This window comes from Kiloniella litopenaei (assembly GCF_000982415.1).
Taxonomy (GTDB): Bacteria; Pseudomonadota; Alphaproteobacteria; order Kiloniellales; family Kiloniellaceae; genus Kiloniella; species Kiloniella litopenaei.
This window is the reverse complement of sequence record NZ_LANI01000004.1, coordinates 80,733-101,260: the sequence shown is the minus strand read 5'-3', so window position 1 is coordinate 101,260 and position 20,528 is coordinate 80,733. Positions and strand designations below refer to the sequence as shown.

Sequence of the window (20,528 nt, the reverse complement as noted above, 5' to 3'; positions counted from 1 at the left end):
GGGCTATTTTTATGGTACTATCCCCCAAAATCAGACAGGCCAGATTCGTTTATCATTTGATCCATATCAAAGATAGTTTGTGCCCAGTCTATAAGATGCACTCAAATAGTATCTATAAAAACGATGAGAGAGATGAAACAGTTAACTGAAAACAACGAAGCAACCGGAACAGACCCGGCAATAACCGCGACAGTTAACAAGGGCTTTGGGAATTACGATAACATGACAGATGACGCTCAGTTATTTATTTCAAGCCATATCGCACAGACACCGCCAGAACACCTGGAAGAAACTCTGCGTGCCATTATGGAGCACCCACATGCAGATGTTCCCATGGTCGATGACAAGGGAAAACTGGTTGTTCTTATAGACGCCCCGACAAGCAAAGATGCCGTAAGAACCATTGAAAGCATTCAATCTTTGGCAAACGTCTATTCTTTCACCCCCGTCTATCAACACGAAGAAGTTTGAAATTAAATCTGAAATTCAACAGATTAACTGAGGAACCGATGTCATGAAGTTATCAAGACGTGACTATATCAAGGCGAACGCCGTTGCTGTCGCCGCCGGTGTTGCAGGAATGACCGCACCGAGCGCCGCAAGCAACCTGCTCACAGAAAGCTCAAAAACAGCATTAACCTGGTCCAAAGCTCCCTGCCGTTTCTGCGGTACAGGCTGTAGTGTTATGGTTGGGACAAAAGAAGGTAAAGTTGTTGCAACACACGGCGACGTTAAAGCAGAAGTCAACCGCGGCTTGAACTGTGTGAAAGGGTATTTCCTGTCCAAAATCATGTACGGGAAAGATCGCCTTAAAACACCGCTTCTTCGCATGAAAGACGGTAAATATCATAAAGAAGGCGAATTCACGCCAGTATCCTGGGACCTTGCCTTTGATACCATGGCAGACAAATTTAAATCTGCCATCAAAGAAAAAGGCCCAACTGCTGTTGGTATGTTCGGGTCTGGTCAATGGACCGTTTGGGAAGGTTATGCAGCTTCCAAGTTAATGAAAGCCGGCTTTGCCTCAAACAACATTGATCCAAACGCACGTCACTGTATGGCCTCTGCGGTTGGGGGGTTCATGCGTACCTTTGGTATTGATGAACCAATGGGATGTTACGATGACATCGAAGCAACAGACACCTTTGTTCTCTGGGGCTCTAATATGGCAGAGATGCACCCCATCCTCTGGACACGGGTCACAGACCGTCGCCTGAGCGCACCAGAAACCACCAAAGTTGCTGTTCTTTCTACCTATGAACACCGTTGTTATGATCTTGCAGACATTCCAATGATCTTCACACCACAGACTGATCTGGCAATTCTCAACTTCATTGCCAACTACATCATCCAGAACGGCAAGGTAAACCAAGATTTTGTCTCAAAACACGTGAACTTCCGTCGTGGTAATGATGATATCGGCTATGGTTTGCGTCCAGAGCATGAATTGCAAAAGAAAGCGAAGAACGCTGATAAAGCGGGCGGTTCTTCCGAAATGAACTTTGAAGAGTTCAAAGCCTTTGTTGCCGACTACACTGTCGAAAAGGTATCCAAACTTTCTGGCGTTTCCGAACAACACCTGATCGAGCTAGCTGAACTTTATGCCGATCCTGATCGTAAAGTGGTTTCTTTCTGGACCATGGGTGTAAACCAACACACGCGTGGTGTCTGGTGTAACAACCTGATTTACAACATCCACCTGCTTGTTGGTAAAATCTCTACCCCAGGAAACTCCCCTTTCTCTCTGACCGGCCAGCCCTCTGCCTGTGGTACAGCCCGCGAAGTTGGGACCTTTGCGCACCGTCTTCCTGCAGATATGGTTGTTAAAAACCCGAAACACCGGGCTATTGCAGAGAAAATCTGGAAAATCCCGGCCGGTGTTATTCCACCCAAACCAGGTTATCATGCAGTTTTACAAAACCGCATGCTCAAAGACGGCAAGCTCAATGCCTATTGGGTAATGTGTAACAACAACATGCAAGCGGCACCGAACCTCAATGAAGAAGGCTATCCCGGTTATCGCAACCCGGAAAACTTCATTGTCGTTTCTGACCCCTACCCAACAGTCACTGCTGAAGCAGCTGATCTTATTTTACCAACAGCGATGTGGGTAGAAAAAGAAGGTGCCTATGGTAATGCAGAGCGTAGAACACAGTTCTGGCACCAGCTTGTTGATGCTCCCGGCGAGGCACGCTCTGATCTGTGGCAGCTAATGGAATTCTCTAAACGCTTCACCACGGATGAAGTGTGGCCTGCCGACGTTCTAAAAGAGAACCCGGAATACAAGGGTAAAACACTTTACGAGGTCCTCTACAAAAATGGATCTGTCGATAAGTATCCATTGGAACAAACGCACAAAGACTATGCCAATCAGGAATCAAATGACTTTGGCTTCTATGTGCAAAAGGGCCTTTTCGAAGAGTACGCTTCTTTCGGGCGCGGTCATGCTCATGATCTGGCTCCATTTGATACCTATCACAAAGAACGTGGCCTCAGATGGCCTGTTGTAGATGGCAAAGAAACCAAATGGCGCTTCAAGGAAGGATCAGACCCTTACGCCAAACCCGGTAGTGATTATGACTTCTACGGCAAGCCGGACGGGCGCGCTATTATCTTTGCCCTCCCCTACGAACCAGCCGCAGAAAGCCCGGATGATGAGTATGATCTGTGGTTATCAACCGGTCGTGTCCTAGAACATTGGCATTCCGGTTCCATGACACAACGCGTTCCAGAACTTTACAAAGCTTTCCCGGACGCAGTTGTCTTTATGCACCCCGAGGATGCCAAAAGCCGAGACCTGAGACGCGGCCAAGAGGTGAAAGTAATCTCTAGACGTGGTGAAATGGTAACCCGGGTAGAAACCCGCGGGCGTAACAAACCCCCAAAAGGATTGGTTTTTGTGCCTTGGTTCGATGCAAGTCAGTTGATCAACAAGGTCACACTGGATGCAACCGATCCACTTTCCAAACAAACAGACTTTAAAAAATGTGCTGTTAAAATTGTTGCAACGGGGAGAGCATAAAATGAAACGCTTTCTTATACATATCACCACTGCTTTTGGTCTGATCGCACTGGCAAGTACAACTGCACTTTCTGACGGCGCAGCAACGTTGAGACAGGGTGAGCCTATCGCTTCTGAAGCAGGTGCCCCCAAGATGAACAAAGTTGAAAACAACGATATTAAGCGTGTTCGGAACTATCCAGAACAACCACCGACTATCCCACACCAAACACGGGATTATGAAATCTCTCTCAATGCAAACAAGTGTATGTCCTGCCATGCCAGAACACGTACAGGTGAATCACAAGCACCAATGGTGAGCATTACGCACTATATGGACCGGGACAATCAAGTCCTGGCAACGGTTTCACCGCGCAGATATTTCTGTAATCAATGTCACGTTACTCAAGTCACAGCACCTCCACTGGTGGAAAACGAGTTCACTGACGTTGAAGACATCATAAAGGGTGAATAGGCAAAACCATGTTGACACCTTTCAAAAAACTTTGGGGATTGGTTTGCAGGATCTGGTCCAGCGCCAATCGCCCAGCCAAGCATCTTTCAATTGGTTTTCTGACCATTGGTGGTTTTGTTGCCGGTGTCATGTTCTGGGGTGGTTTCAACACCGCCTTGGAATACACCAATACGGAAGAATTCTGTGTCAGCTGTCATGAAATGGGCGACAACGTTTTTGTGGAGTTGCAACCAACCATTCACTACAGCAACAGATCTGGCGTACGCGCAACCTGCCCGGATTGTCACGTTCCACATAACTGGACGGACAAAATATCCCGCAAAATGCAGGCATCCAAAGAAGTATGGGGCAAGCTGTTTGGTACTATCAACACCCGTGAAAAGTTTCAGGCTGAACGCAGACGCCTTGCCGGGCATGAATGGGATCGCCTGAAAGCCAACAACTCATTGGAATGCCGGAACTGTCACTCAACAGAATCAATGGATATCACTGTCCAGTCAACCCGTGCTGCCGAAGCGCACCAGACGTTCCTCTTTACCGGTGAAAAAACCTGTATTGATTGTCACAAAGGTATCGCACACGAGTTACCCGATATGACTGGTGTTGAAGGTTGGGAATAAGACACAACCAACAATAAATACATTCTTAAAAAACGGGCCTTTTAACGGCCCGTTTTTTTATACGGAAACTTTTTATACATAAACCGGGCACAAAAAAACTCAGATGAAAACACCTGAGTTTTTTTACAAGATCAGAATGACCACTACCCATTTACTGAATTGGAGGGCCATTTACTGAGTTGGCGGGCCTGACACAAAAATCTGATACATCCAGATCGAAAACCCATAGGCACCGACCAGGGCAATGGTAAGCGCAGGAATAAGACCCGCGGCTAAAAACATGAACAATGACACTTCTTGTGTCTTGGTTTTCTCATGTGTTGCAGTTGGAGTTTCTTGCACGTTACATCCCTCTGGTTAACAGCGTTTGAGAAAACGTCTTTGCAGACGCACGAAAACTTTAAATCAGGTTATATAATACACCCAAAGATAAAAAGAGTTTTGATTCATATCAATCTTGGCTCAATAAATCCCCCTTACATACAATAACCCATAACACTGCTTTTGATACCATCCTACAAAATATCTTGGATCCAACCGTAACTTGCTTGTCTCTTGAAGCTCTATCTTTTATAAACTTTAGTTTCCTAGGGGTGCCCTTAGTAAAGGGCTGAGATTGCACTGGTACTGTGCGGGATTCTTTGAACCTGATCCGGGTTATTCCGGCGAAGGGAAAGGATTTCGAGTTACTTGAGCTCCATTCCCCCAAATGCCTTTTCCTGGATTTTAATAGTTCTTGTCTTACCAAGGAAACGATATGAAATATCGCAATGGCACAAACCAACATAGCCTAACCTTTGTTCACGTACCACCAGTTCAGAGAGTTCGGTAATGCCATCGATAGAAATTATTGGATCGGGGATCGTCGGCCTTTCCTGCGCCGCATTTTTTGCCGAGAAAAATTGTGATGTTACTGTCATTTCATCCAGTAACGGACCTGATGAAAATTGCTGTTCCTGGTGGGCTGGCGGTATGTTAGCCCCTTGGTGTGAAATGGAAAGCGCCGAACCTCTGATCGGTGAGCTGGGTCTGGAATCGATGAAATTCTGGAAGCAATTCACATCATCGTATCAACAACAGGGAACACTGGTTGTCGCAACATCCCGAGATTTACCAGACCTGAAACGATTTGGCCGCCGAACAAACAATTGGCAACAGGTCAAACAGGATCAAATCGCAACCCTGGAACCCGATCTTGCAGACCGATTTACCACGGGCCTTTATTATCCTGACGAAGCGCATTTTGATCCAAGACAGGTATTACCTGAACTGGTAACACACCTCAAAAACAAAGGTGTTAAGTTCTGCACGCAGACCTCTTTTTCAAAACAGGAACTTGAGGCCCCGTCAAAAGCAGATCATCGCATCGACTGCCGTGGCCTTGCCGCACAAGATCATCTGGATGAACTGCGAGGCGTAAAAGGCGAAATGTTGTTGATCAAAAGCAATGAAGTAAAACTCTCTCGCCCGGTACGCCTGTTACACCCCAGAATTCCTCTCTATATCGTGCCCCGGGACAACGGTCTTTTTATGGTTGGCGCCACAATGCTCGAAAATGAAAATCGATCCGGAGCGACCGTCCGCTCAGTTCTGGAGCTTCTATCAGCGGCCTATGCGCTACATCCAGCCTTTGGCGAAGCAGAAATCATTGAAATCGGCGTTGATGCCCGCCCGGCCTTTCCCGATAACCTGCCACGTATTATCCACCGAGGCAAAACCACCTACCTGAATGGTATGTATCGCCACGGATATCTGGCAGCGCCGGCAATGGCAAAACAACTGGTAGAGCAAGTACTGCGTCTCAATACGACAAGTGAACAATCCAATGAACCTGCGCACTTCACAGGAAATATGTAATGAATATTCTATTGAACGGGCAAGAAATGACAACACAGGCAACGTCACTTTCCGAGCTACTGGAAGAACAGGGATACGGTACTGCAAAGGTTGCCACAGCCGTTAATGGCACCCTTGCACCAGCCAGTATGCGTCATGAACATAAAATTACCGACGGTGATCAAATAGAGATCGTCGCCCCCATGCAGGGAGGTTGAGAATGACGATTAAGTTTTATGACGATGAAATATCTTCCCGGCTCCTGATCGGCACGGCTCTTTACCCCTCACCGGCGATAATGCTCGAAGCCATCAAAGCCTCCAAAGCAGAAATCGTCACGGTTTCATTGCGCAGAGAGTCCGGCACAGAACAAGCCGGGCAAAACTTCTGGTCCTTTATCAAGGATAGTGGCGCAAAAGTACTGCCCAATACTGCTGGGTGTAAAAGTGTCAAGGAAGCTGTTACCACTGCGCACATGGCACGAGAGATATTCGAAACGCCATGGGTAAAGCTGGAAGTTATCGGCGAAGATGACAGCCTCCAACCCGATGTTTTTGGCCTGGTCGAGGCTGCACGTATTCTGAGCGAAGACGGCTTTCAGGTTTTTCCCTACACAACCGAAGATCTCGTTGTTGCAGAAAAGCTCATCTCAGCAGGGTGCGAAATATTAATGCCCTGGGGAGCCCCTATTGGCAGCGGACGGGGCCTCAACAATATCTATGGACTGAGGTCATTGCGGGCACACTTCCCCAATATTCCATTGATTGTTGACGCTGGCATCGGCTTGCCATCCCATGCCGCCGCCGCGATGGAGCTCGGTTATGATGCCGTTTTGTTAAATACAGCTGTTGCAAAAGCCGGAGATCCCGTTCTTATGGCCAAGGCCTTTGCCCTTGCCATTGAAAGTGGTCTGCAGTGTTATCAGGCCGACCCCATTGAAAAGCGCGACATGGCCGCCCCATCAACCCCGGTTGCCGGGCTACCTTTCTGGAATCAAGATCATGCTTAATCCCTTTTATCAAATCGTCGATGATGCCAAGTGGTTGCCAAGATTTTTGCCTCTGGGACTTAAGCTCGTTCAGCTCCGTATAAAAGATGCGTCTGAAGAACAACTCAGAGAGCAAATTAGCTATGCGCAGGAACAGTGCCATGAGTATGGCGCGCAGTTAATCATCAATGACTATTGGGAACTCGCAATTGAACTTGGGTGTGACTTTATTCATCTAGGTCAGGAAGATCTGGACGACGCAGATATTGGTGCTATTCGAAGCGCAGGCTTAAAACTTGGCATCAGCACACATGACGAAGGTGAATTGGAACGCGCTCTTGATCTCGACCCGGAATATGTTGCACTGGGCCCAGTCTACCCAACAATCTTGAAAAAAATGCATTGGGCACCACAAGGCGCAGAAAACGTGAGCCGATGGAAAGAGATGGTTGGCGACACTCCTCTTGTCGCAATCGGTGGACTGACCGTCGAACGCGCACCAGATATCTATGCAGCAGGTGCCGATATTATCTGTGTTGTTACAGACGTTCTCTATAACGATAGTCCTGAAGAGCGCCTTCAGGAGTGGCTTGAGCTAAGCGCATCACAACTCGACATAGATTAGCTTTCGAAAAATAGCCTCACTCATATTTGTGAGTGAGGCTATTTTATTTAACCTTCAATAATCGCCAGCAAGTCCTTGGTTTCGACTTTTGATCCCGGTGTTACAAGGATCTTGCTTACTGTACCCGACTTTTCAGCAAGTACAGAGGTTTGCATCTTCATAGCCTCGATGGACATCAATACATCCCCCTGTTCAACCTGATCGCCTTTACTAACAGATACCGTAACGATCAAACCGGGCATAGGCGCTCCCAAGTGATCAGCATTGCCTGAATCAGCCTTTGGATGTGCCTCTTTGGCAGAAGCGCGACTACGATCGAGAACCTTTACATTTCGAGGTTGACCATTGAGTTCAAAGAAAACAGTGCGAACACCTTCATCATCGGGATCACTGATCGCCCGAAAACGAATAATAAGGGTTTTCCCCTGATCAATATGAACAGAAAGCTCTTCCCCAACATCCATGCCATAGAAAAATGCTGGCGTAGGCAAAACGGACACCCGTCCAAAGTTTCGCTGATGCAAGGCAAAGTCAATAAAGACCTGAGGGTACATCAAGTAGGACGCGAATTCATAATCGCTAATCGCACGCTCTACTTTTTTCTCGGCTTCGGCTCGTTCAGCATCCAGATCAGCCGCAGGCATTAAAGATCCCGGACGATCCGTAATCGCGATTTCGTCTTTAAGCACCTTCGCCTGTAGTGCAGCAGGGAACCCGCCGACTGGCTGCCCCAAATCCCCTTTGAAAAAAGAAACAACCGATTCTGGAAAGGCGATTTCTTTATCGGGGTTTTCTACATCGGCACGGGACAGATCGCTGGTTACCATCATCAAAGCCATATCCCCCACAACCTTGGAAGATGGTGTCACCTTGACAATATCACCAAACATGTCATTCACATTGGCATAGGCTTTGGAGACTTCCGGCCACCGTTCTTCAATACCAAGTGATCTGGCTTGTTGGCGAAGGTTGGTATACTGCCCCCCCGGCATTTCGTGATGATATACATCTGACGTGCCGCTTTTGATGTCACTTTCAAAACCAATATAGTTTGCTCTCACCTGTTCCCAATAGCTGGAAAGCTCCTGAAGAGAAGCATCGTTCAAACCTGTATCTCGCTCTGTATTGCGAAGTGCCGCTGCAATAGAACCAAGACTTGGCTGAGATGTCAGGCCACTCATGGAATCAATACAGGCATCAACCACGTCCACACCCGCTTCAGCCGCAGCAATTACGGTGGCCGCAGAAATACCACTGGTATCGTGTGTGTGGAAGTGAATAGGCAAACCAACTTCATCTTTCAGAGCCTTGATCAGAATTTTGGCTGCCGCTGGTTTCAAAAGACCCGCCATATCCTTAATACACAGGATATGTGCGCCAGCAGCTTCCAGCTCTTTCGCCATATTCACATAGTATTTCAGGTCATATTTCGGCCGCGCGGGGTCTAAAATATCCCCGGTATAACAAATCGCCGCTTCACAGATCTTCCCAGTTTCACAAACGGCATCCATAGCAACCCGCATATTTTCAACCCAGTTCAGGCTGTCAAAGACACGGAATACATCCATTCCCGCATCTGCCGACTGCTTTACGAAATACTTCACAACGTTATCCGGGTAGTTAGTATAACCAACACCGTTAGAGGCCCGAAGCAGCATCTGTGTCAGCAGATTAGGCATTGTCGCCCTTAACTTCTCCAGACGCTCCCAGGGGCATTCCTTCAGGAATCGCATGGATACATCAAAGGTCGCCCCACCCCAGCATTCCATAGAAAAGAGGTTGCTCAGATTTTCCGCGTAATAGGGCGCAATAGAAGTAAGATCACTGGTTCGAACCCTGGTTGCGAGCAAAGACTGATGCGCATCCCGGAAGGTCGTATCCGTAACCAGCAGGCATTTTTCTTCCTTGATCCATTTCGCAACAGCCTCTGGCCCTTTTTGGTCCAGAATCTGTTTGGCCCCGTCCGGAACCTTGTCACCCGATATTACAGGAAGGCGTGCAACATGTGGATTTTCCGGATGCACACGCCCGGCAACTTCATCGTTACCGTTAACCATCACATCGCCAATGAAGCGCAACAGTCTTGACGCCCTGTCCCGTCTCTTGGGCATGTGGAACAGTTCCGGGGTATCATCGATAAACTTGGTTGTATATTCCCCCCCACGGAATTTCGGGTGGGACAAGACATTTTCAAGGAATGTCAGGTTGGTGGAAACGCCCCGGATCCTGAACTCTCTGAGCGCGCGATCCATACGCGCAATCGCTTCATCAGGTGTTCCGCCCCACGCAGTTACCTTTTCAAGCAGAGAATCATAGTGACGGGTTACAACAGCACCGGAAAAGGCCGTTCCCCCATCAAGACGAATACCAAAACCTGTCGCGCCTCTATATGCCAGGATTTTACCGTAATCAGGGATGAAGTTATTTTCCGGATCTTCCGTGGTCACACGACATTGAATTGCATTCCCGTTAAGCTTGATATCTTCCTGTACAGGAACACCGGAAGAGGCATCACCAATTTTACCACCGGCAGCAATTTTTATCTGGGATTGAACAATATCAATTCCCGTTACTGTTTCCGTTACCGTATGCTCGACCTGAACTCTTGGATTGACTTCGATAAAATAGAATTCCTCAGTGTCCATATCCATCAGGAACTCAACAGTACCTGCATTGCCATAATTTGCTGTTCTGGCAATGGCCAGTGCCGCATCACAAAACGCTTGGCGTTGCTCATCACTCAGATAGGGAGCAGGCGCACGTTCAACGACCTTTTGATTGCGGCGTTGGACAGAACAGTCACGTTCAAAAAGATGAACTGCATTTCCATGACTATCCCCGATAATCTGCACCTCAACGTGACGCGCCCGACGAACCAGCTTTTCAAGATAGACTTCATCACTGCCAAAGGCCGCCAGAGATTCCCTGCGCGCGGCATCAACTTGTTCCAGCAATTCTTCGGCAGTTTCAATAACCCGCATACCGCGACCACCGCCGCCCCAACTTGCTTTGGTCATCGAGGGATATCCGACTGCTGCCGCCATCTTTGTAATTTCGTTATCATCCTGGGGAAGAGCATCAGTGGCTGGCATCACAGGTGCCCCCGCTTTTACGGCCAGATTTCGGGCTGATACCTTGTTCCCAAGACTGCGCATTGTATCCCCGGTCGGACCGACAAAGATGATACCCGCTGCCTTACAAGCATCAGCAAATTCAGGGTTTTCAGACAAAAATCCATAACCGGGATGAATGGCGTCAACGCCGGCTTCTTTCGCAACCCTCAGAATATCGTCAATACCCAGATAGGCCTGAACAGGTCCCTGCCCTTCACCAACCAGATAACTCTCATCCGCTTTAAAACGATGCAAGGCAAAACGATCTTCATTTGAATAGATTGCAACGGTTTCAATACCAAGTTCAGTTGCCGCCCTGAATATGCGAATAGCAATCTCGCTGCGATTAGCAACCAGCAATTTTTTGATTTTTTGATTTTCGAGATCACGCACAATTTTTCCCCTTAATCGGTAACAACTCAGCTATGGCCGTTGTTATGTTTTTTTAAGCCATAAATGAATGATTGCCTGAAACAACTTGTCTCTGCTGTCTCGGATGCGACACAGATTCTGACTGTCTTCAGCACGAAAACACAAGATAAAGAACACAAATATCGAAGTAGAAAGAATAAAACTTCAATATTTGTGACCTACATAACACAATAAAAAGAGAGTATCATTCGCTAAGGATCAGAATTTTCAATACAAAGGAGTTGTACCAGTACAATTAAAATGTATACACAACAGAAAGCAGAGAGAATTTTTTTATGAATCAATCAAGACCTTACTAAAGAAGCAACGGTGAATTAATATTATTACTTATAAATATTTAACGGGCATATCTCGATAAAGAGGGCTGTTCAATCATCGGTTCTGTTTCAGCAATTGATCCCAATATCATGTTCACATTCTCACCATCGGCAGCCAAAGGTAAAAGCAGACGTTTATATCTTCGGCTCTCTTGTTCTTCGACACCCCATGTTACTTCACAAAAATGAGGACACCCAAATTCAACAACAGATTCAAAAGCATGCTGAATAGTTTCCAGTTGCTTTCCTGAAAACAAATTGTGGATAAATTTCCCTGTACAATCCTGTCCCATTATATCGGTCATGATTGATCCCCACAGTCGATACTGAAAATGAATTCTATCGTTATCATGATGTACATCAACCAAAGCAACACGACCTAAAAGATCGGTTATCTCAGCAGGATTTATATGCTGGCGACCGGGAAGTGTTCTATCACTGGGGGTAACAGAACGCCAATAATCATAAAGACGGCAAAAGCTCTCTTCTGCCGCGGCTTGCTTGGGGAGTTCGCTTCCCCTGATTATATCTATCAACTATCTCATCCAATAAGACAGAAGTAACCCCGCTATAGATATAACATAATAAACACTAATAATAACTTACTTTTTAAAAGAGCTCGTGGTGCAACACAGATTTATGATTTCGAATGGCATCAAACACAATTCAAAATAAAAAGATGCGACGTAATTTTTAATTCTTATTTTTCATCACTGACAAAAGCATTTTTTAAAACGCCCAAGCCGAGCAGAAAGACAATTAGATAAACTTTTAACTGATCACCCATAAAAAGGGGATTTACACGACACGTTTTTGAAGAATTGTTGTTTATCGATCCTAATATGCAAGGCCGCCGATGAAGTCGAATAATAATAAATTGGAAGAAGTTATATAAAACTGCTAGCCCGTCCAGAACGGAAGTTGATCGAACAATATCAAGATAGCGCCCCCAATCGAAACGCCATAAGGCACCCCACCGTTTCGTTGTAACCATTCGGGCAAAACAATATTAAACTTTGCCAACAAGTATTCTATTTGCGGAGCTGCTTTCCTCAACATTAAAATTAGAAGGACCTGTACCCCACCAACCAAAGACATAATCACGACAAAAATTGGCAATAAACCCAACCCGGTCCATAGAGCGAGACTTGCCATAAACTTTACATCCCCTCCCCCCAAAATTCTAAATGCAAACAAAAGCATCCCAGCAACAAGAACAACCCCAAAAGAAATAATATGATCTAAGAAAGGGGTTGGCATATTGCTGCCAAGATAGGCGACAGGAAAAAGTAAAATAACTGCCAAGGATAAAATGTTGGGAATTCGCATCTGGATAAGATCCATCAGCATTGCCAAAACAATAAAAGCAACAAAAACAAGTTTGGTAATAAACAGTGGATCCATAACCGCCTCAGAATAACTTTATCTTTTCATTATTAATTTGTTCTTTGCCGGACCAATCAAAAACTGTTCCCTTGACGCCTATATAATCATCGCACGAGAGTAAAATCATCGTTAAAATTCATACCATCATATTCAAGTAGTGTATTTTATTTTTATTGATTGAACGTCCAATTAAAATAAAATACACTACTTGATCAGACATCAGCTACGCAGGACAGATAGAATGCCCAAAGTGGGAATGGAAGCCATACGAAAAAAACAGCTGATCGAGGCAACCATCTCCTCTATTCACGAGCGCGGCTATTCGGATACTACCATAAGATTGATTAGCCAGAAAGCCGGTGTTTCAACAGGTATTGTTCATCACTATTTCAAAGACAAAGACGACCTTCTCCGCGCAACGATGCAAAGCATGCTATCCGATCTGAGGCTTTCGGTTTTAAAGTACCTGGAACAGGCAACAACACCGAAGGAACAAATCGAAGCTCTTATTTCTGCCTATCTTGATGCTCATTTGTTTGAACCGGAAACCGTATCTGCCTGGTTGGCATTCTGGGCTCACGTCCCCCATTCAGAAGATTTATGCCGTTTGCAGAATATCTATGAGAAGCGCCAGATCAGTACCTTCAAACATATCTTTAAGAAGCTGCTTCGCCCCGAAAACGTCGAAAGCGCGTCTTTGGGACTGGTTGCGTTAATTGATGGCCTGTGGGTCAGAACGTCTTTGCAAGACAATAAGACAGGACGGGAAATCGCACGAACTGTTGCTCTCGATTACTTTGAGATGCTGCTAGAGAAAGAAAACAGATAACGATCCTTTTGGGGTAAGGCCCATAGGACAAAAACACGACAACGAAGAGGATTTTAATCCTCTTGACTGACTGGAGTTACAAACAATGTCGAACGATACCTTTGACTATATCATCGTCGGTGCCGGATCAGCGGGCTGCGTCCTTGCCAATCGCCTTAGCGCCGATCCTGACAACTCGGTCTTGCTGATAGAAGCAGGCGGCAGCGATAGCTCCATCTTCATTCAAATGCCGACAGCGCTGTCCATACCGATGAATATGCAACGCTACAACTGGGACTTTGAGTCCGAACCAGAACCCTATATGGACAACAGACGCCTTCACTGTCCACGAGGTAAAGTTCTTGGTGGCTCATCCTCCATAAACGGCATGGTGTATGTTCGCGGCCATGCTTGTGATTTTGACGAGTGGGAAGAGCAAGGCGCAACGGGCTGGGGATATAAAAACTGTCTCCCCTATTTCCAGCGCGCTGAAACCTGGAAAGGTAACAGGGATGAATATCGCGGCAACGATGGCCCCCTGGCCACCTGTAACGGCAACGAGATGAAAAACCCGCTTTACGAAGCCTTTATCAAAGCAGGTGAAGAAGCAGGTTATGGCCCGACGGAAGATTACAATGGCTACCGTCAAGAGGGTTTTGGACCGATGCACATGACGGTAAAAGATGGTGTGCGCTGGTCAACAGCAAACGCCTATCTCAAGCCCGTGATAAAGCGCCCGAACCTGACAGTCATTTCAAACGCCCTCTCTAAACGCATTGTTATGGACGGCAAAAAAGCAACCGGCATTGAAATAGAAGTCAGTGGCACCAGCCAAATTGTGAAAGCTTCAACCGAAGTCATCCTTTCATCAGGCTCCGTCGGTTCTCCCCAGCTTCTACAGGTCTCAGGCATTGGCCCGTCAGCGGTACTGAAGAAAGCAGGCGTAGAGGTTATTCACGATCTACCGGGTGTGGGCGAAAACCTGCAAGATCACCTGGAAGTATATTTCCAGTTCCGGTGTAAAGAACCGATTACCCTGAACGGTAAACTGGATCTTTGGAACAAGTTTCTAATCGGCGCCCGCTGGATGCTGTTCAAAGACGGGCTCGGCGCAACAAACCACTTTGAATCCTGTGCCTTTATCCGGTCAAAAGCAGGTCTAAAATGGCCGGACATCCAATATCATTTCTTACCCGCCGCAATGCGATATGATGGTCAGGCTGCGTTTGACGGTCATGGCATCCAGGTCCATGTTGGCCCGAACAAACCCAAGAGCCGCGGCCATATCCGGATCAAGTCTGGTGATGTAAATGACAAGCCGGAAATCCTGTTCAATTACAACGAACATGAAGATGACCGGGAAGCTTTCAGAGCCTGTATCCGCCTGAGCCGTGAAATCATGGAGCAGCCATCTATGGCCCCCTACTGTGAAGACGAAATTCAACCCGGTGCAGCCCTGCAATCTGACGAAGAGCTCGACGCATGGATCAGACAAAACGCCGAAAGTGCCTATCACCCTTCCTGTACCTGTAAAATCGGTGCTGATAACGACCCGATGGCCGTGCTGGACAACGAGTGTAAAGTACGCGGCATAGAAAACTTGCGTGTCGTAGATAGCTCAGTCTTTCCGACGATTACCAACGGTAATCTCAATGCCCCAACCATCATGGTTGCAGAGAAAGCAGCCGACATTATCCTCGGGAAAAATCCATTGCCTGCCTCTAATGCACCGACATGGATCCATCCTGAATGGGAAACCAAGCAGAGGTAAAAATCATACCTGACAAAGAATAAAGGCGGCCAAGAGCCGCCTCAGACTGCTGACAAAGTCCGACGCTCAAAATGTTGGTGGAGATTCACGGAACGTTCCTGAATCGAAAGGGGAACAAAACGGAATCAAAGCTTCTTTTTTTAAGAAAAATCCCCCTGCTCAGAAAAAACAGGGGGTTTATCAGCAAACTGAGGCGGCCAAGAGCCGCCTTTTTCATATACACTATTCCTAACTATTCTTTCTTAGCTATTCTGGATCAACCGGAACCATTACAGCCTGTTTAGCTGTGTTAAACACACCCACAATCCGGGGAACCACAGCCCCGTGGTGCTTCATGATGATGTTCTACAACAGCGCCCTTTTGCTCTGTTTCCAAACCCAATCGGGCAAATAAAGCCATGTCTTCATTTTCGTCAGGGTTTGCCGTTGTAAGTAGCTTATCTCCATAGAAAATGGAGTTTGCCCCAGCCATAAAGCACATGGCCTGCCCCTCATCCCCGAGGGAACGACGACCAGCAGATAGACGAACATAAGATTTTGGCATCATCAGACGTGCAACGGCAACCGTTCGGATCATCTCGAAACTATCAATGCGCTGCATGTCACCAAAGGGTGTTCCCTTGACAGGTACCAACATGTTGATCGGTACAGATCCCGGGTGTTTTGGCAGATTGGCCAGGGCCATCAACAAACCAACACGATCTTTTCTCTCTTCCCCCATACCGATAATACCGCCGGAACAAACGTTCAGCCCGGCATCACGCACATTACCCAAGGTTTCGATGCGATCTTCAAAAGATCGTGTTGTAATAACCTCGGGGTAATATTCCGGGGAAGTATCAATGTTGTGGTTATAATAATCCAGACCAGCTTCTTTCAAACTGTCTGCTTGACCTTTATTCAACATGCCCAGCGTCATGCAGGTTTCCATGCCCAGATCTTTAACAGCCGATACAATCTCGGATATCTTGTCAATATCCCGGTCTTTTACATTTCGCCAGGCTGCGCCCATACAAAAACGCCCAGACCCGTTTGCCTTGGCCTTCTTTGCATATTCAACGACGGTATCTTTGTCCATCAGCTTGCTTGCGCCGACGTCGGTTTTATAGCGCGAGGATTGTGAACAGTATTTACAATCTTCAGCACAACCGCCTTCTTTGATGTTCAAAAGTGTCGAGAGCTGAACTTTGTTCGGATCGAAGTACTTTCGGTGCATGGTCTGGGCACGGAACAGCAAATCCATCATTGGCAAATCATAAAGCGCTTCTATTTCTTCACGGGTCCAATTATATCGAATATCCGCAGATTGCGTATCAGCGCTATTATTTGTTTTGGCTTCGTCAGAAGAAACTTCAACTGAAGAGATCGTCACACTATGTGGCGTTGCTTCTGGGGCCATAATATCAACTTCGTTTTCCATGATGGATTTCACTTCCATATTTTTCTCTGCCGCTGTTCTAGCCCGAGCCCGTCGTCTCGGCAAGTATCCAAGTATTTTGTTAGCTTATTTTATCTTACAAACAGTTTCGTTCTATTGCCAAAAAGAGCCAACAAGATCTGCGAAAAACCCCGATAGGTCTTGTGGCTGATTTCAACACAACTACGATTATGAATTAAGCTCTTCCATTGCCAATGCCATAGCTTTCCACGCTTCATCAATCTGCTCATCAGAAATGACATAAGGCGGCAAAAGATAAAGCACATTCCCAAGCGGGCGGATCAACATATTACGATCCCAGAACCATTTCTTTAACTCTCCACCAAGTGACGATGTATAGCCCCCGTCATCCACAATCGCATCAAAGGCCCCAATCGTTCCCATTATACGATGGTGACGTGCCTGAGACAGTGCCCGGATATACTCCATCCCCTTATCATGCGCAGCTTCTATACGCTTGAAATTGTGCTGTGTTTCCGGGCTCTGTAAAAGCTCAATAGATGCCAAGGCTGCCGCACATCCCAAAGGGTTCGCAGTAAAGGAGTGTCCATGACAAAAAGCTTTATCAAAGGTTTCCCCCAAAAAGGACTCATAAAGATGATCTGTGGCAACGGTTACAGATAATGGCAAAAACCCGCCAGTAAGTCCCTTTGAGATACAAATCAGGTCAGGTGTTACACCAATCTTTTCACAGGCAAAGTTAGCACCCGTACGGCCAAACCCGGTCATGACCTCATCAAAGATAACCAGTATTCCTCGGGATTGAAGCTTTTCAACAACAGTCTTGATAAATTCAGGTCGCACCATGCGCATTCCCCCTGCCCCCTGAACCAGAGGCTCAAGAATCATTGCGCAGATTTCCTTGCCATATTTTTCCAGATGAAGATCAATTGCCTCAAGAGCCGCCGCTTCCTTGCTCTCTACAGCGTCATCATTTTCCCATGTATGCGGATAGGGCATGATATCGACAGAGAACAACAGGTCCTTCCAGGCATCAAACATGTGCGAAGAAATACCCGCCGACATAGCCCCCACAGTATCCCCATGGTAAGCACCGTCAAAGGTCATAAAGCGTGTGCGTTGTTCCTGCCCGGTATTGCGGCAATGCTGATAAGCGATTTTCATCGCCACTTCGACTGCCGTCGATCCATTATCGGAAAAGAAAACCCGGTTTAGATCCCCCGGTAAGAGTTTGCAGAGTTCTTGGGCTAATTTCACCGCAGGTTCATGGGTAAAGCCCGCAAAAATCACCTGCTCGAGCTTGTGAGCTTGCTCGGAAATCGCATTGGCAATCTTGGGGTTTGCATGTCCAAAAACATTCACCCACCAGGATGAGATATAATCAACTATTTCCCGTCCGTCCTTGGTTCTCAGAAGAACACCTTCGGCAGAATCAATGACCACAGGATCAGGCGCCGTTTGAGCTTGCGTGAAAGGATGCCAGACGTGACGTTTATCCAGCTCAAGAAAATTGTCCGTCATTCTTTTTATCCTTCATACTTCTTATAATACTGTTTCATCGTGACAGTCTTTTAATCTCGATGTCTCTATTTACGACCCAGGCTCTCTGAAAAACGCTGTAATCGCGGCATAAGCTCAGCGATAGTTTCTGCTGTTACATGCTCGCACCTTGGCAACTCAGCAACAACAGGCACTTTACCGTATTCTTCAATGGCTTCCCGGTTTCCCTTGTTTTCAGGTCCGTTCATAATGACACCAGCCAAGGTTAATCCCCGACCTTTCAAGGCTTCAATTGTCAAAAGAGTGTGATTGATTGTTCCCAATCCCGAACGCGCCACAATAACCACAGGCAAATTAACCTTAACCATCAAATCAGTCATCATGAACTGGTCATTAAGGGGCACCAAGGCTCCACCAGCCCCTTCGACAATCAAGAATTCATCTATAGAAATCAAAGGCAAGTTAATATTATCGAGATTAATTGTCTGACCAACGCGCCTTGCCGCTTCATGAGGGGACAAGGGATCAGGAAAGCTGTATGAACAGGGATAGATGTTCTGATCTGTAATCCCGGTTAATCGCTGGATTTCAGGCGTATCGTGATCCTGATCCGGCCCTGTTTGTACAGGTTTCCAATAGGAAGCCGATAAACTTTTCACCAATGCTGCAGATACAAAAGTTTTACCGACTTCAGTATCGGTACCAGTAACAAACAAACCATTCACACCAGATGTACTAATCGAACTATCCTTTATACTTCAATAGGTTGAAACCAACCTGCCACAAAAGTACTGTATCAATTTTCATCATCTCTGCTGCACAGCACAAAAAGCACATCATAATCAGCTTCTATATGGCCCTCTGTAAAGTGATTTTCATATTTTTTTAACAGAGAACGTAATTGCCTGACACTCAGATGAGATCTACCCATACGGCTTGAGTGCGCCCCGATTTCACGCAATGTCCTCAGGAAATCCAATCCATCTTTATGGCGCTGCACAAATTTTTGTTGCGAGGAGACGATATCCAAACCATTCAAACAGCGGTGATAAAAATCTGCCTCGGGGAACTCAGGCGCAAGCCTTTCAATACCCAATTCCTTCTGGCACCGATGCCACAACTCGAAAGTTCCATGTGAAAGAGTGCTAAAGGCAAGTTTTCCAGTCGCACTCAGAAGATCACTTAATTTTCCAAGTGTCCCTTCGAGGTCATGAAACCACTGGAAAGCCATATTGGAACAAATCAGATCAAACGGACCATCCAGATCCACGGCCTCGCCATCCATTGCATGGAAATGAATGCCTGATATGTATTCAGGGCCAGTAATCTCACCTGATAATGCAATTTCACCTGATAAAGAGCTACGGCACTTTTCTAACATATCAATAGAGATATCAGTAACCCACCACTCTGCATCAGGATAAAGCTTTAGCAACTCACGTGTTAGGTACCCGGTTCCGCAACCAATCTCTAATATACGCAAAGTTTTTTTATTCTGAAATCTGGCAGCAATATGATCCGCCAGAGCCTTCGCGGATTTTTGCTGAACTTCAGATTGGGTTTCATAGCTTTGCGCAGCCGCACCAAAACGGCGCGCCAAATCTTTTTTCCAGACGGCTTCTATCATAGATCCGCAACTACCCGCTTAATGACAGAAGAACAAGCGACCGGATCAGTCAAAGGCAACAGATGCCCCTTACCTTCAGTCCATTCTGAATTGCCTTCAAACAATTTAACAGTCATCGCCTCTGTAACAACCTGATCATCTTTATCCGCCAGGATATATGAACTCTCTTCGGGAAAGTTCAAGCGCTGATCCTGATCTCGTAAGAAATTTAAACCCCAGACGAGTTTCGATAGATCTGGCGTTTTTATGCCCTGATAACTTGTCTTGCCATCAGGATCACACAATTGATGAAATGACTGCAAAACATCTACAGGGGCTTTGGGTAATTTGCGTAGCATGCGGTCAATAACTCTGGGGTGCACACCTTCCTGGAAATCATCACTGGCAGAAAAGCGACTAAAACCATTTATGAAAACCAGCTTTTCCCATGTAATATTACTCTGCGACAGTAACCACATGCATCCCATAGAGTGCCCGACAGCAATATCATAATGTCCCACAGGAATATTTTCGGATCCAGAAAAGCCCAAATCAACTAGATCATAGGCAATATCGTCGCCCAATAATTTCACGACAGATTGCCATATATCAGGGCCATACCCCCACCCGTGTACAAAGACAATACGCATT

General features: G+C 46.4%; 19 protein-coding genes and 1 riboswitch. Of the genes, 10 read left to right on the top strand and 9 right to left on the bottom strand.

Translation table 11 applies throughout. From position 1 onward, the window contains the following. The first annotated feature begins 132 nt into the window (after positions 1–132). From WH95_RS06885 to WH95_RS06870, 4 genes are read left to right on the top strand one after another with little or no spacing between them, the layout of a single operon-like run. The gene (locus WH95_RS06885; protein ID WP_052741848.1) at positions 133–471 is read left to right on the top strand and encodes a chaperone NapD; all 339 of its coding nucleotides are present in this window, start codon (positions 133–135) and stop codon (positions 469–471) included. Between the two features lie 43 nt (positions 472–514). Further along, complete coding sequence (gene napA / locus WH95_RS06880) at positions 515–3,022, top strand: nitrate reductase catalytic subunit NapA (protein WP_046504873.1); 2,508 nt, start codon at positions 515–517, stop codon at positions 3,020–3,022. A gap of 1 nt (position 3,023) precedes the next feature. After that, positions 3,024–3,476, top strand: a complete 453-nt coding sequence (locus WH95_RS06875) for a nitrate reductase cytochrome c-type subunit (protein ID WP_046504870.1) — start codon at positions 3,024–3,026, stop codon at positions 3,474–3,476. An 8-nt stretch (positions 3,477–3,484) separates the two neighbouring features. Then, entirely contained in the window at positions 3,485–4,096 is a 612-nt protein-coding gene (locus WH95_RS06870) for a NapC/NirT family cytochrome c (protein WP_046504866.1), read from the top strand. Positions 4,097–4,267: 171 nt separating this feature from the next. Here the strand turns inward: WH95_RS06870 and WH95_RS06865 are convergent, their stop codons facing one another. Then, positions 4,268–4,438 (bottom strand): periplasmic nitrate reductase, NapE protein, encoded by a 171-nt coding sequence (locus WH95_RS06865; RefSeq protein WP_046504864.1) that lies wholly within the window; start codon positions 4,436–4,438, stop codon positions 4,268–4,270. A gap of 237 nt (positions 4,439–4,675) precedes the next feature. Continuing rightward, positions 4,676–4,788: riboswitch (TPP riboswitch) on the top strand. Positions 4,789–4,927: 139 nt separating this feature from the next. Between WH95_RS06865 and WH95_RS06855 the strand changes: the two genes are divergently transcribed. Genes WH95_RS06855 through WH95_RS06840 form a run of 4 tightly spaced genes read left to right on the top strand, consistent with a single transcriptional unit; the run spans position 4,928 to position 7,545 of the window. Then, on the top strand, positions 4,928–5,953 hold the full coding sequence (locus tag WH95_RS06855) for an FAD-dependent oxidoreductase (RefSeq protein ID WP_046504859.1): 1,026 nt from the start codon (positions 4,928–4,930) through the stop codon (positions 5,951–5,953). Continuing rightward, on the top strand, positions 5,953–6,150 hold the full coding sequence (thiS, locus tag WH95_RS06850) for a sulfur carrier protein ThiS (protein WP_046504856.1): 198 nt from the start codon (positions 5,953–5,955) through the stop codon (positions 6,148–6,150). The genes WH95_RS06855 and thiS overlap by 1 nt, the downstream gene beginning before the upstream one ends. A gap of 2 nt (positions 6,151–6,152) precedes the next feature. After that, positions 6,153–6,941, top strand: coding sequence for a thiazole synthase (locus WH95_RS06845; protein WP_204247732.1), 789 nt, complete (start codon positions 6,153–6,155; stop codon positions 6,939–6,941). Then, positions 6,934–7,545 (top strand): thiamine phosphate synthase, encoded by a 612-nt coding sequence (locus WH95_RS06840; protein ID WP_204247731.1) that lies wholly within the window; start codon positions 6,934–6,936, stop codon positions 7,543–7,545. Before WH95_RS06845 ends, WH95_RS06840 begins: the two co-directional genes overlap by 8 nt. Positions 7,546–7,592: 47 nt before the next feature. Here WH95_RS06840 and pyc read toward each other — a convergent pair whose 3' ends face one another. From pyc to WH95_RS20475, 3 genes are all read right to left on the bottom strand, one after another. After that, positions 7,593–11,051, bottom strand: coding sequence for a pyruvate carboxylase (gene pyc, locus WH95_RS06835; RefSeq protein ID WP_046504854.1), 3,459 nt, complete (start codon positions 11,049–11,051; stop codon positions 7,593–7,595). Between the two features lie 376 nt (positions 11,052–11,427). Beyond that, on the bottom strand, positions 11,428–11,943 hold the full coding sequence (locus tag WH95_RS06830) for a PAS domain-containing protein (RefSeq protein ID WP_046504851.1): 516 nt from the start codon (positions 11,941–11,943) through the stop codon (positions 11,428–11,430). 364 nt (positions 11,944–12,307) lie between these two features. After that, positions 12,308–12,811, bottom strand: coding sequence for an A24 family peptidase (locus WH95_RS20475; RefSeq protein ID WP_052741847.1), 504 nt, complete (start codon positions 12,809–12,811; stop codon positions 12,308–12,310). A gap of 223 nt (positions 12,812–13,034) precedes the next feature. On the opposite strand from WH95_RS20475, the gene betI reads away from it, so the two are divergent. Further along, positions 13,035–13,622 carry a transcriptional regulator BetI gene (gene betI / locus WH95_RS06820; RefSeq protein WP_046504849.1) on the top strand — a complete coding sequence of 196 codons (588 nt, stop codon included), beginning with the start codon at positions 13,035–13,037 and terminating at the stop codon, positions 13,620–13,622. Positions 13,623–13,707: 85 nt separating this feature from the next. Further along, the gene (gene betA / locus WH95_RS06815; RefSeq protein ID WP_046504846.1) at positions 13,708–15,372 is read left to right on the top strand and encodes a choline dehydrogenase; all 1,665 of its coding nucleotides are present in this window, start codon (positions 13,708–13,710) and stop codon (positions 15,370–15,372) included. 289 nt (positions 15,373–15,661) lie between these two features. Here the strand turns inward: betA and bioB are convergent, their stop codons facing one another. From bioB to WH95_RS06790, 5 genes are all read right to left on the bottom strand, one after another. After that, positions 15,662–16,810: a biotin synthase BioB gene (gene bioB, locus WH95_RS06810; protein ID WP_052741846.1), complete on the bottom strand. Its 1,149-nt coding sequence runs from the start codon at positions 16,808–16,810 to the stop codon at positions 15,662–15,664. Positions 16,811–16,978: 168 nt separating this feature from the next. Further along, positions 16,979–18,292 carry an adenosylmethionine--8-amino-7-oxononanoate transaminase gene (gene bioA / locus WH95_RS06805; protein ID WP_046504844.1) on the bottom strand — a complete coding sequence of 438 codons (1,314 nt, stop codon included), beginning with the start codon at positions 18,290–18,292 and terminating at the stop codon, positions 16,979–16,981. 65 nt (positions 18,293–18,357) lie between these two features. After that, the gene (gene bioD, locus WH95_RS06800) at positions 18,358–18,996 is read right to left on the bottom strand and encodes a dethiobiotin synthase (protein ID WP_046504843.1); all 639 of its coding nucleotides are present in this window, start codon (positions 18,994–18,996) and stop codon (positions 18,358–18,360) included. Positions 18,997–19,067: 71 nt separating this feature from the next. Then, positions 19,068–19,898 (bottom strand): methyltransferase domain-containing protein, encoded by an 831-nt coding sequence (locus WH95_RS06795; RefSeq protein WP_046504841.1) that lies wholly within the window; start codon positions 19,896–19,898, stop codon positions 19,068–19,070. After that, positions 19,895–20,527 (bottom strand): alpha/beta fold hydrolase, encoded by a 633-nt coding sequence (locus tag WH95_RS06790; RefSeq protein WP_046504839.1) that lies wholly within the window; start codon positions 20,525–20,527, stop codon positions 19,895–19,897. The genes WH95_RS06795 and WH95_RS06790 overlap by 4 nt, the downstream gene beginning before the upstream one ends. Position 20,528: the final 1 nt, after the last annotated feature.